Genomic DNA, 12,556 nt, shown 5'->3' on the forward strand with positions numbered 1-12,556 from the left:
TCCTAGTCTTGCTTATTTCAGTGTGAGTGTTCATGGCCGGCATGATGGTGATGTTTGTGTTCTTGAGGTGCATCTTTGCGAATACAACAACCTTCTACATAGTGACTTGTACCATCTGTAAAGAACTCTTCTTTAAACACAGGTACTTCATGTTTTACTCGCTCAACCGCTTCTTCACATGCTTGAAAAGCTTCACGGCGATGGGCTGCATAAGCAATTGCAATGATTGCTGTTTCACCAACATCTAGATATCCAATCCGATGAACCACTCGCACATAAGATACCTGATACTTTTTCTCAATTTCCAGTTCAATTTCACGTATCATTTTTTCAGAAAGCGGTTTATACGAGGTATATTTCAGTGCTTTAACAGCTTTACCTTCATGATGGTTACGAACCGTACCCATAAAAATATCAATTCCACCGCATTCAGGAAATGATTCAATAGGATCAAAGGTATCAAGGCTTAAAGCCTGCTCTTGTATACGTGCAAAATCTCGCATGGCTCACCCTCCTGCAACTGGTGACAATAAAACCAAAGTACATGGCTCACTTAAAGCAGATTGTCTCGTTATGACATTATCGCCAATCGCACATGCACATTTTTCCATGGCTTGTGTACATTCTGGATGTAATGAAACAATTTCATCTAATACATTTTTAACCAAAATATGGTTGGGACAAACCAACGAAAGGTTTTGAGGAAGCAATTTTTCAATTGCGCCAAACGCTTCGATTTTAATTTGGATAGATTGCTGCATTTATCCCCCAAGCATATGCATACTGATTTTACGGGTTTGTTGATGTTGTAAGGCATGAAAGCCTTTAGCTTTGTGCCAAATATATGGCATAACCATATCTGTTAACTGTTGAATATACATTGCATGATCAGCTGTCGTACGTGCACGCAATAATGATTGAAGCTGCGGCTTAATATTTAAACCCTGCTGAGCAAAGAGACAGTTATATAGCTCACCTTTTGCGGTAAGTCGTATGCGGTCACATTGGTGGCAAAATGAGTGAGTAATGGTCGAAATGATGCCTAGAGCATAGCTATTATTAAGCAGATATTGACGCGCTGGCTCATGCTGCTGCTCGATGACTTGTACCGAATAATGCGGTTGCAACACCTGTAAAATTTCAGCTTCACTCACCACATCTTTATTTGACCAGAGTGCATCACCATCAAGCGGCATAAACTCGATAAAACGTAGCGGAATATGATTGGCGATTGACCACCTCACCATAGGTAGGATTTGATCGTCATTTTTATCTTTCATTAACACGCAGTTTATCTTAAAAGGTAGTCCTGCATCTTTTGCAGCTTGAATACCTTCAAGAACTGGTTCTAATTTTTTCTTGGTGAGTTCTTTAAATTGAATAGGATCCAAGCTATCTAAACTAATATTTAAATCATCTAGACCAGCATCTTTTAACTGCTTAGCGTATTTAGCAAGATAATGTCCATTGGTGGTCATTGAAATGCGTTTTAGACCTAATGCTTTTAAAGCTTGTAAATCACGAATGAAATGGACAATGCCTTGACGCATTAATGGTTCGCCGCCTGTAATACGGATGCTTTCAATACCTTGTTGCACCATAAAACGGCAAAACTGAAAGAGCGCCTCAAAACTAAGCAAGTCTTGTTTATTTAACCATTCAGGATGTTCAGGCATGCAATATACACACTTAAAATTACAGCGATCGGTTACCGAAATTCGTAACTTTCGCTTGATACGCCCATATTGGTCTTGTAGAACAGATGGCGTATTTTCAGAGTGATATTGTTTCATCTTTTGCACTCATGTCGAGAACAGTTCAAATATTGCTGGCACTTTTTCTGGGCAATTAAAATAGAAAATTGCTCTTCAATAGTGCTCTGATTTTTATGCAAAATTTGTTCCAATTCTATTTATCATCCATAACTTCTTCGGTTTTTTGATAGGCCTTTGGCTGCACCACTTCACTGTAATTTTAAAACTGTATAAAGTTGGTGCAGCATTAATCTCTTATTTGCCTTACATTATTTCTAGCACTTTTCTAAGCGAATGGGTACATATTTATGGTACGGCGTTTTAGATAATGGATCACAATGTTCAGCGGAAATCAGTCGATTTAATTGTGGTCCAATGGGTTCACCACCTTGAAAGCGCATGCCATAACCATGTGGAAGTGAAACTACACCTTTTCGCATTCCCTCATCAAAATCTACAGTAACCTGAATTTCTCCATGTTGTGAAATACATTTAAGCTGACCTCCTGCATCAACATTTAGGTGCTTTGCATCTTCAGGATGAATTCGTAAAGCCCCTTCAGCATCTACTTTTCGCCAAGCTGGATCACGATAAATTTGATTGGCGTTATAACTACGTCGCTCACCTGATAAAAGTATGAATGGAAATTCTTCAGCATTAACCTGATGATTTTTTAAATTTGCTAGCTCAGTTAACATCTCTGGAATAGCAAGACGTATTTTCTTGTCTTTATAAGCAACCAGTTTCCAGATTTCGTCATATTCATGTTGTGATAACACGACACCTGAACGTTGCTTTAAAATTTGTTCAAATAACCGAACGCCTAAAGTTAAAGGATTACCTTTGTAACCCGCACGGCGTACCGCTTTGGTGTGTAAGACAGCATATTGAATCGACAGCGGCAATAAAAAAGCAACTGAACCAGCTGATTTTTCTAACTGTTTACCTAAAGTGCGATAGAGAATTGAGGCTGCAAAAGGGATATATTTTTTATTTCGTGCAAAAGTAAGCCCTAATGCCGACAAGTAAGGTAAATAGGCTGTTTTTTTCGAGTCGACTGAAGCTATTTTTTCTAAAATTGGAAAGCGTTTTGGAATCACCTGCATGGCTTCAAGTAATCGTGTATAAATTTCTGCCTCTGGCAAAGTATTCGCTTGAGCGGTCAATACAGGATGACGCAGGTGAAAACCATTTTTAGGAAACTCAAGATTAAAACCAGTAAATTCCCATTTTTCAAACTGGGTATGCGCTGGCAAAATATAGTCCGCAAGCCTAGCAGTTTCCGTCATGGCCACATCGACCACAACCAACAAATCTAATGCTTTAAATGCTTCCTGATAAGCTGGTGTATCAGGATAAGTTAATAACGGATTACAGCTATCTACAAACACAGCACGAATTCGCTTTTCCCCTGCTTTTAAGATTTCATCGGGTAAAATATTAGGCGGGAAGAACCCAGAAATTGGGAACATTTTATGGTAAACACTCCGTCTATATTTCGGCTTTCTTTCATCTGTATCGCTTAAGATCGGAATAAACATGGTATGTAAATTATTGGTACCCTGCTTTCCAAAGTTTCCAGTCACTAAGTACAGTAGTTTTTCTAAATATCCATTTAATGTCGTATTTAAAGTATGTTGAATACCTAAATCAATCCGCACGCAGCCTCTTTTAGCTTTGGCAAAAGCTCGAACCACTTGGTAAATCAAGTCAACTGGAACATCTGCTTTGGCAATATAGTCTTCAATCGGCACACGGCTAAATGCTGTTTTTACTTCTTCAAAACCTTGCGTGTGCTGCTCAATAAACGCTGCATCATAAAGCTTTTCTTTAATAATGATCGCAATCATCGCCGACATTAAAAAAGCATCAGTTCCGGGTTTTAATTGCACATGAATATCTGCTTGTTTGGCTGTTTCGGTAACACGTGGGTCAAACACCACCATAGTTCGGTTCGGATCTTTCTTAATATGTTTTAGCGTATCTCGCGCGTTGGGAATGCCATGTGCCTGAAAAGGATTTGTTCCAATGAAAAGTACATAGTCGGCGTATTCAATATCTTCTGTCGTATGGCAGGCTTGACTACCAAACAAACGCCCATTGAGCCAAAAATCACCCGTTTTTTCTTGAGCAAGAGAGTTGTAAGCATAATAACTTTTCATGGCCAGCAAAAGTTGTCGGCCATATGCTGCACCGAGATGATTGCCTTGACCACCTCCCCCAACAGAAGCAAAAGCCGTCCCACCAAAACTATCTCTAATATGTACTAATCGATCGGCAATTTCTTGTATGGCAACATCCCAACTCACTTCTTGAAATGAGCCATCTGGTTGGCGTTTTAAAGGTGTGGTCAAACGGTCTGCGTGTTGCTGATAGTGTTGTAATCTGGCAGCTTTTTGGCAAATGTAGCCTTGAGAAAATGGATGTTCGGGATCACCTTTAATTTTGAGAAACTGATTATCTTTAATTTCGACACTTAAACCACAGTTTCTAGAACATAAAATACATGCGGTCACATCTGTTTTATTTTGCTTCAGCGCTTCAACCATGCCCTTTGACTCCCTTTATTTTTATACATTTCAATGCAACGAAATATTAAGTTCCAAAATAGAACTTATATAATAAATAGTCAAGAACACATCATTTAAAATTTGTTTAGGGCATCAATCTAATGTCTAAATGAATAAAGTCTAGTTTTTTAACTTGCTGTAAATATCTCTTTAAAGGCATTGATTTGTTTGTATTGCTGAAGCTCATCCAATGAATTAATGCTATGAAAAAAAAGATTCTGTTTTTGAAATATGGCGACTTGTGCATGTAAAAGCTTAAAGCACTCTTTCAAACTTAATCGTTGTTTTTCAATTTGCTCTGTTATCGTGATTAGGCTTTCACGCTTTAACAAGCAAAATGGATACAAGGCATCTCCATTAATTGACACATAAGCTGCTTGAGCTTGTTTGTTTTTCCGAAGTGCACTATGCAATTTCGCAACGACTTGCGTTGGTATATAGGTCACATCACAAGGAATAAACAAAACATAGTCTGCTTCTACATTTGACCATGCGCTTTTCATACCCATCAGTGGGCCGAGAAAGCCAGAAGCATCATCTTGAAAATATTTAATATCTGGCACAATACTCTGATAGATCGAATAGTCGCGATGACTATTGACCCAAAGTTCAGATACCGATGACTTTAATTTCTGATGAATTTTAAGAAGTTGGGGTTCACCATCAAATTGCTGCAACAGCTTATTTAAACCGTTCATACGGCGGGCTTGTCCACCCGCTAGAATGACCAGATCAGTTACGGGATATCCCTTATTCACACTTCCACCTCCTGTTGGCAAGCTTTAATCAAGCCACGGATTTCAGGTAAACATGAACCACAGTTTCCACCTGCTTTTAGACAAGCAGTGACCTGTTTTTCATGGGTAATGTTTTGTGTTTTTATAGCTTCAATAATTTTATTCTTACCTACTTTAAAACAACTACACACTAAAGGCCCATCATTATTAGTAGCCGACATCGGCATACCTGCTAGCAAAGCTTTGCGGTGTAAGGCACTTAAACGTTCGCGTTTAAACAGACTAGCCACCCAATCACGGTCTGGCAATAAATCTGGCGGTGCAATATATAAGCTTGCAATTACAATGCCATCTTTCAAAATAACGTTATGGCTCAGTTGTGAAGAGATATCTTCAATACTTAACCATTCAAAAGTTTCATCGGCAAATGGCAAGAAATTTTTCAGGTTCTTTTGAGTATCATGAAAAGTTTGGCGGTCTGCAAGTTCATAACGGTTGGTTTTAACCATTTTGACCTTAGTCCACCATGCACAGTGATGTAGCGATTGTTGGATATGCGAATCATATCCTTCACGAACATAGAGCACCCCTTGCCAAGTGGTATAGAACGGCTGAATGGTGACAGGCGTATGTTTAAACTCAGGCTCGCCTGAAATTGCATCAACTTCTGGGTTAACCACTTTACCAATGCGGGCATCGGAAGCAACTTGTTCAGTCCAGTGAATGGGTGCAAAAATTTGCCCACGACGTACACCCGATGAGAATGTCACACGCAATACACAACTGCCCCACTTTGAACGAACTTCAACCAAACCTTGATCACGCACACCAAACTTTAGCGCATCGCTCGGATGAATCTCACAGAATGGTTCTGCACGGTGACTAGTTAAGTTTGCTGACAAGCCAGTACGGGTCATGGTATGCCACTGATCACGAATACGGCCTGTGTTTAAAATGAGTGGATAGTCTTCTGAAACCGCATGAACTGGATCAATTGCGACCGTTGGAATCAGTTTTGCCTTGGCATTTTTATGACTAAACTGCCCTTTCCCAAACAGTTGCTGAACGGCTTTAGCGTTTTGGTTTTTATTCCACACTGGCCATTGAATTGGTTGCAGAGCATCATACTCATCATTACTCAGTTCCATTAATCCTTTTAGATTGAAATAACGGAAATTATTACTGTCTTCACGAGCATTTATGTCTGTATTATCTTGTGCAGATAAAGCTGCATGCTCATTGAAAATATCAACAGCACTAGTGAAGTCAAAACCATTGAAGCCTAATTTTTTCGCGACTTGACTCACCGCCCACCAGTCTGCTTTTGCTTCACCCGGCGCAGGTAAAAATGCGCGCTGACGTGAAATACGGCGCTCAGAGTTAGTAACGGTTCCATCTTTTTCGCCCCACCCTAAAGCTGGAAGCAAAACATCAGCATATGCTGTCGTATCGGTATCTGCACAAATATCTGACACCACGACCAGCTCGCATTTTTCTAATGCACGTTTGACTTGGTCTGCATCAGGCAAACTCACAACAGGATTAGTTGCCATAATCCAGATGGCTTTAATTTTTCCTGATTCAACAGCACGGAACAAATCAACTGCTTTTAAACCCGCTTGATTAGCAATAAATGGGCTATCCCAAAAGGTTTGCACGACTTTTTGATGTAATGGATTATCTAAGTCCATATGCGCCGCTAGCATATTGGCTAAGCCACCGACTTCTCGTCCACCCATCGCATTAGGTTGTCCTGTCATTGAAAATGGAGCGGCACCGAGCTTACCAATTTTGCCTGTTAGTAAATGGCAGTTAATAATGCTATTGGCTTTATTTACGCCCTGACTCGATTGATTCACCCCCATTGAAAATAGGGTGATGACTTTTTCAGTCTGTGCAAATTTCTCAAAGAATTGCTGTAATTTATCGAGTGCAATTCCCGTACGCTTTGCTACATATTCGATATCAGTTTCTGGCTGACTGCTTGCCAAAACTTCTTGCAAACCTTCGGTATAGGCATCTACAAAGGCCTGATCGGCATAGCTATTTTGATATAGATATTGAAATAAGCCATTAAATAAAGCCACATCTTGGCCCGGTAAAATCGGTAAATGTAAATCCGCTTGCTCACAAGTACTGGTAAACCGTGGATCAATCACCACCACAAACATATCTGGATTTTGGCTTTTAGCCTGCATGATCCGTTGATAAAGCACAGGATGACACCATGCGGTATTAGAACCGACCAATACCACCATGTCTGCATGTTCAAAATCTTCATAACTTGCAGGGACAATATCTTCACCAAAGCTACGTTTATGGCCCGCAACCGCAGATGACATACAAAGTCGTGAATTGGTGTCGATATTTGCAGTACCCAAATAACCTTTTACAAACTTATTCACCACATAATAGTCTTCAGTCAAAAGCTGACCTGAAACATAAAAGGCGATGCTGTCACGGCCATATTTGTCGATACATGACTGAAATTTATCGGCAATTTTATTGATTGCTGCATCCCATGTCGTTACCACCCGATCAGCTTTGCGCCCCATCATTGGTTGTAGAACACGTGTTTCTAACCCCAAAGTATCCGCAAGACGGCTACCTTTAATACATAAGCGTCCAAAGTTGGAGGGATGCTCAGCATCGCCCTCCACTTGTACCAAAGGTCCTTGAGGTTTTTGTTGAACGTTTACACTAACACCGCAACCCACCCCACAATATGGACATGTTGTTTTGATTGTTTTTGCAACATGATCGGAGCTATCGATTTCAACGCTTGGGATACTATTCATAACTGCTCCTTTCCCTATTTAGCCTGCATTTTTTAATGCAAAATCTCGACCAAATAGCAGTTTATTTCTAAATGAAGAAACAGGTGTTTGGTCTGCAATTAACTCTGCATACCACATGCCATCTTCAGTATCACCGAACAGTACTGCACCGATTACCCGATCACTTTGGATAATAATACGTTTATAAATCTGGCGTTTTTCATCGTTCAGGATAATGTCTTCATAATCATCTTTCGGCTCAAAATTGCCCGCAGAGAATACATCGACACCACTGACTTTTAACTGAGTCGGTATGGTCGGTGCTTTAAAAGTTAAGCTGCCGTGTTCTGCCAAATGTGTCGCGCAAATAAATGCTTGACCCCATAATGGCTCAACCAAACCAAAGGTTTGACCACGGTGTTCAATACACTCACCAACCGCGTAAATACTTGGGTCAAAGGTTTGCATGGTGTCATTGACCAAAACACCACGGTTACAACGTAAACCGGCACTTTGCGCCAAGCTAATATTTGGACGAATACCCACGGCGAACACGACAAGGTCAGCATCTAAAACAGTACCGTCTTTTAGTCGAATCTGTTTTACATGACCATTTTCATCACCTACCAATGCTTCTGTATTGGCTTCAGTAATAATATGAATGCCTTTTTGCTCAATACTATGACGAAGTAACTGACTTGCACGGCCGTCGAGTTGACGCTCCATAATACGGTCCATCAAATGCAATACTGTCACGTTCATACCGCGTTGCTTTAAACCGTAAGCTGCTTCCAAACCAAGTAAGCCACCACCAATCACTACTGCACTGGTTTTTGAACCGCAGTACTCAATCATGGTGTTAACGTCATAAATATCACGAAAAGTTAAAACGCCTTTTAAATCGACACCTTGAACTGGCGGAATAAATGGCGCCGAACCAGTTGCCAAGATCAAACGGTCATAATCAACTGTTTGTTCCTTTTCGGTGTAAACCACTTTACGTGGGCGATCAATTTTTACAGCTTTGTCGCCTGCAATAAATTTGATGCCTTTGTCGCTATACCATTTCGGTGGGTGCAGCATAATGTCTTCAATGGTTTTTTCACCAGATAAAACCGGAGATAACATAATACGGTTGTAGTTACCCCAAGGTTCTTCACCAATCACCGTGACTTCATAACGATCTGGTGCCATATCAAGTAAATCTTCTAGGCAACGCATACCCGCTAAACCATTACCAATCAGGACCAGTTTGAGTTTGTCTTGAGAGACACCCGTATTGGTAATATAAGTTTTTTGTGGCACAGGATTGATCAAAACACGACCATCAACAATTTTGCTCGGATAAACTAAAAGCTTTTGATTTTTATCTTCTAAACAACGACCTGTTGCTAAACTAAAATGTTGTTTATAAATTGGTGACGCAATTACACGCTCACCTTGTAAATCACCAATAATGCCGCGGCTCATCACATTTGCTTGGCTAAACGGATCTTTATTGCTTAACACATAAACGCGTTTTTCATGTCCAACTCGGAAGATTGCTACCGCTTGATCACTTACTAGCGCACCAGCGCCAGTATTTGGGGTTAAATCATCTAGTGCACACACATCAATCCATTGATCATCAGGAAGCATATTTTTGTCTTGTACAATATTCATAGAAATTCTCCTGCTTATGCTTCAACCATTGGAATACGGTCTTCTGAACGCTCGACATCTGATAATGGGCGGATTTGACCGCGTTCAGTCGTAAATTGAATGTGTGGATCGGCCTGTTCACTCGCACTTGCATTGATATAAGTTTGGAAGCGTTTACGAACTTCAGGATTTTCTACCGCAGTACGCCATTCGTCTTGGTATGTTCCAATGATATGTTCCATACGGCGCTCAAGTTCAGCAGCCAAACCAAGAGAGTCATCAACAACTATAGATTTAAGGTAGTCCAATCCACCTTCCATGTTGTCACGCCATACACTAGTACGTTGTAAACGATCTGCGGTTTGGATGTAGAACATATAGAAACGGTCGATATAACGAATCAATGTTGCTTTATCGAGGTCAGATGCGAGCAATTCTGCATGACGCGGCTTCATACCACCGTTACCACAAACATAAAGGTTCCAACCTTTTTCAGTCGCGATAATACCCACGTCTTTACCTTGTGCTTCCGCACACTCACGCGTACAACCAGACACTGCCATTTTTAATTTATGTGGTGAACGTAAACCCTTGTAGCGATTTTCAAGCTCGATAGCTAAACCAACTGAGTTGTCTACACCGTAACGGCACCATGTACTACCCACACAAGATTTCACAGTACGTAAAGACTTACCGTATGCATGACCAGACTCGAAACCAGCAGCATTCAATTCTTCCCAAATGAATGGAAGCTCATGAACTTGCGCACCGAACATGTCAACGCGTTGACCACCAGTAATTTTGGTGTACAGGTTATATTTCTTCGCGATTTGACCAATAGCAATCAAACCATCTGGAGTCACTTCACCGCCAGCCATACGCGGTACAACCGAGTAAGAACCATCTTTTTGGATGTTACCCAAGTAGTAGTCATTACTGTCTTGTAAACCAGCATGGCTTGGCTCGAGTACAAAATCGTTCCAGCAAGAAGCCAAGATATTTGCCGCAGTCGGTTTACAGATATCACAACCCAAACCATGTCCGTGTTGGTGAATCAAGTCATCAAAAGTTTTGATTTCATTGACACGAACCAAGTGATGTAGCTCTTGACGGGAGTACGGAAAGTGTTCACAGATGTGATTATTTACAGTCACACCTTGACGTTGTAATTCTGACTTTAAGACTTGAGTCACTAATGGTGCACAACCACCACATGCAGTTGCTGCTTTGGTGCATTTCTTTAATGCACCTAAAGAAGTCGAACCATCACTAATTGCCTGGCAGATGTCTGCTTTTGATACGTTGTTACATGAACAAATAGTCGCACTGTCAGGCAGCAAATCCACACCGCTACCACCAGATTTTCCTGCCGACTGTTCAAAGCCCGGCATAATCAAACTTTCAGGAACTTCTGGTAAAGCCAGACCATTGAGCATCATTTGTAAAAGGTCGCTGTATTCTGTGGCATCGCCCACCAAAACTGCGCCAAGCAATTTGGTTTTGTCCGCATTTACAACAATCTTTTTATAGACCAGCGCATGTTCATCTGCATAGAAGTAGCTTAATGCACCTGGAGTCATGGCATGTGCATCACCAACAGAGGCAACGTCCACACCCATTAATTTCAACTTGGTACTCATGTCCGCGCCAGCGAAGCAGTTACACTCTTCATCTGAAATATGTTTTGCTGCAATACGCGCCATGTCATAGCCCGGTGCAACTAAACCATAGATTTTGTTTTGCCAAAGCGCACATTCACCAATTGCGTAAATATTGCTATCTGAGGTTTGACAGTAATCATTAATCACGATACCGCCACGCTCACCAATCGCCAGACCACTATTACATGCTAACTCATCACGTGGGCGAATGCCTGCCGAGAATAAAATGATATCTGCTTCAAGTTCACTACCATCAGCAAACTTCATCACATGAGTTGTACTGTCACCACTTTCGATACATTGAGTCGCTTTTTGTGTATGAACTTTTACGCCAAGATCTTCAATTTTGCGACGTAAAACTTTACCACCCAAGTCATCAATTTGAACTGCCATCAAACGTGGAGCAAACTCAACAACGTGTGTTTCCAAATCTAGGTCACGTAATGCTTTAGCTGCTTCAAGACCAAGCAAACCACCACCAATAACCACACCAGTTTTAGCGTTCAAGCTCGCTGCACGGATGGCATCTAAGTCTTCAATGGTACGGTAAACAAAGCAGTTTTCACGGTCATTACCCGAAATTGGAGGAACGAATGCATACGAACCTGTTGCCAACACCAATTTGTCATAGCTAATCACATCGCCATGATTGGTTGTTATTGTTTGTGCAGCAGTATCAATTGCAGTTGCTTTTGTATTTAAACGCAGGTCTATGCCATGAGCATCAGCAAAGTCAAAACGAGCTAAAGATAAATCTTTTGCCGATTTCCCCGAAAAATATTCAGTCAAATGTACGCGGTCATACGCGATACGAGGTTCTTCCGCGAGGATAGTGATTTCCAGTTCATCATCTGCTTTTTCTAAAATGGCTTCGATGAATTTGTGGCCCACCATACCATGACCAATCATTACCAATTTCATAGTGTTTCTCCTCAAATCACGTTGCTTTTAAGCTGCGTTATTGCGTTCTCAAATAGACGTTGTTCTTTTGCTTTGTGCTCTACCGAGAAGCGAATCAACATCACGAAGCATGTAGCTGCTTGAAACCAATTTTTTTCACTCGTTGACGACGCCCAATGCACAGCAAAGTCATAAAAAGAAATAAAAAAAGCGAGCCCCCTCTTAGAGAAGGCTCGCATCGCTGGAACTGAAAATTTAAATAATTCAGATGTAACTTTTTTATGCAATAAAAATAAAGACATGACCTTCACTCCGACTGAACGTAACTTCTTTGTGTGTACGGTTGCACTCACAAACTCGATCAGAACGGACATCGTTGGCCGTCTTTAAAACTCATGGTCGTCTTCGACCTGTAATTAAGTAAGCACTTTACATGCCAATATTTAAAAAAATTTAATCCAATAATACTTTTATATTTAATTTCATATAGATATAAGTTTTCAATAGGTAAATAAA

9 protein-coding genes are annotated in these 12,556 nt (G+C 40.7%); all 9 read right to left on the reverse strand.

Annotation, left to right across the window (positions count from 1 at the left end; translation table 11 throughout):
* Nucleotides 1-17: 17 nt before the first annotated feature.
* Nucleotides 18-503 carry a molybdenum cofactor biosynthesis protein MoaE gene (locus tag NL42_RS03455; RefSeq protein ID WP_005306326.1) on the reverse strand — a complete coding sequence of 162 codons (486 nt, stop codon included), beginning with the start codon at nt 501-503 and terminating at the stop codon, nt 18-20.
* Nucleotides 504-506: 3 nt separating this feature from the next.
* On the reverse strand, nt 507-761 hold the full coding sequence (locus NL42_RS03460) for a hypothetical protein (RefSeq protein ID WP_017392204.1): 255 nt from the start codon (nt 759-761) through the stop codon (nt 507-509).
* The gene (gene moaA / locus NL42_RS03465; RefSeq protein WP_461311759.1) at nt 762-1,802 is read right to left on the reverse strand and encodes a GTP 3',8-cyclase MoaA; all 1,041 of its coding nucleotides are present in this window, start codon (nt 1,800-1,802) and stop codon (nt 762-764) included.
* Nucleotides 1,803-2,029: 227 nt separating this feature from the next.
* Nucleotides 2,030-4,303: a molybdopterin-dependent oxidoreductase gene (locus NL42_RS03470; protein WP_461311760.1), complete on the reverse strand. Its 2,274-nt coding sequence runs from the start codon at nt 4,301-4,303 to the stop codon at nt 2,030-2,032.
* Nucleotides 4,304-4,452: 149 nt separating this feature from the next.
* Nucleotides 4,453-5,082, reverse strand: coding sequence for a molybdenum cofactor guanylyltransferase (mobA, locus tag NL42_RS03475; RefSeq protein WP_461311761.1), 630 nt, complete (start codon nt 5,080-5,082; stop codon nt 4,453-4,455).
* Nucleotides 5,079-7,859 (reverse strand): molybdopterin-dependent oxidoreductase, encoded by a 2,781-nt coding sequence (locus NL42_RS03480; RefSeq protein WP_461311762.1) that lies wholly within the window; start codon nt 7,857-7,859, stop codon nt 5,079-5,081. The genes mobA and NL42_RS03480 overlap by 4 nt, the downstream gene beginning before the upstream one ends.
* An 18-nt stretch (nt 7,860-7,877) precedes the next feature.
* Entirely contained in the window at nt 7,878-9,500 is a 1,623-nt protein-coding gene (nirD, locus tag NL42_RS03485; RefSeq protein ID WP_461311763.1) for a nitrite reductase small subunit NirD, read from the reverse strand.
* Between the two features lie 14 nt (nt 9,501-9,514).
* Nucleotides 9,515-12,061 (reverse strand): nitrite reductase large subunit NirB, encoded by a 2,547-nt coding sequence (gene nirB / locus NL42_RS03490; protein WP_461311764.1) that lies wholly within the window; start codon nt 12,059-12,061, stop codon nt 9,515-9,517.
* A gap of 11 nt (nt 12,062-12,072) precedes the next feature.
* A complete protein-coding gene (locus NL42_RS03495; RefSeq protein WP_461311765.1) occupies nt 12,073-12,414 on the reverse strand; it encodes a hypothetical protein in 342 nt (113 codons plus the stop codon).
* Nucleotides 12,415-12,556 lie beyond the last annotated feature (142 nt).

Source organism: Acinetobacter sp. GN11, from assembly GCF_054823985.1.

What these genes read in the sequence shown, in the direction of transcription:
- NL42_RS03455 (WP_005306326.1), bottom strand. Translation starts at nt 503, where the DNA reads ATGCGAGATTTTGCACGTATACAAGAGCAGGCTTTAAGCCTTGATACC.
- nirB (WP_461311764.1), bottom strand. Translation starts at nt 12,061, where the DNA reads ATGAAATTGGTAATGATTGGTCATGGTATGGTGGGCCACAAATTCATC.
- NL42_RS03470 (WP_461311760.1), bottom strand. Translation starts at nt 4,303, where the DNA reads ATGGTTGAAGCGCTGAAGCAAAATAAAACAGATGTGACCGCATGTATT.
- NL42_RS03480 (WP_461311762.1), bottom strand. Translation starts at nt 7,859, where the DNA reads ATGAATAGTATCCCAAGCGTTGAAATCGATAGCTCCGATCATGTTGCA.
- NL42_RS03495 (WP_461311765.1), bottom strand. Translation starts at nt 12,414, where the DNA reads ATGTCCGTTCTGATCGAGTTTGTGAGTGCAACCGTACACACAAAGAAG.
- nirD (WP_461311763.1), bottom strand. Translation starts at nt 9,500, where the DNA reads ATGAATATTGTACAAGACAAAAATATGCTTCCTGATGATCAATGGATT.
- NL42_RS03460 (WP_017392204.1), bottom strand. Translation starts at nt 761, where the DNA reads ATGCAGCAATCTATCCAAATTAAAATCGAAGCGTTTGGCGCAATTGAA.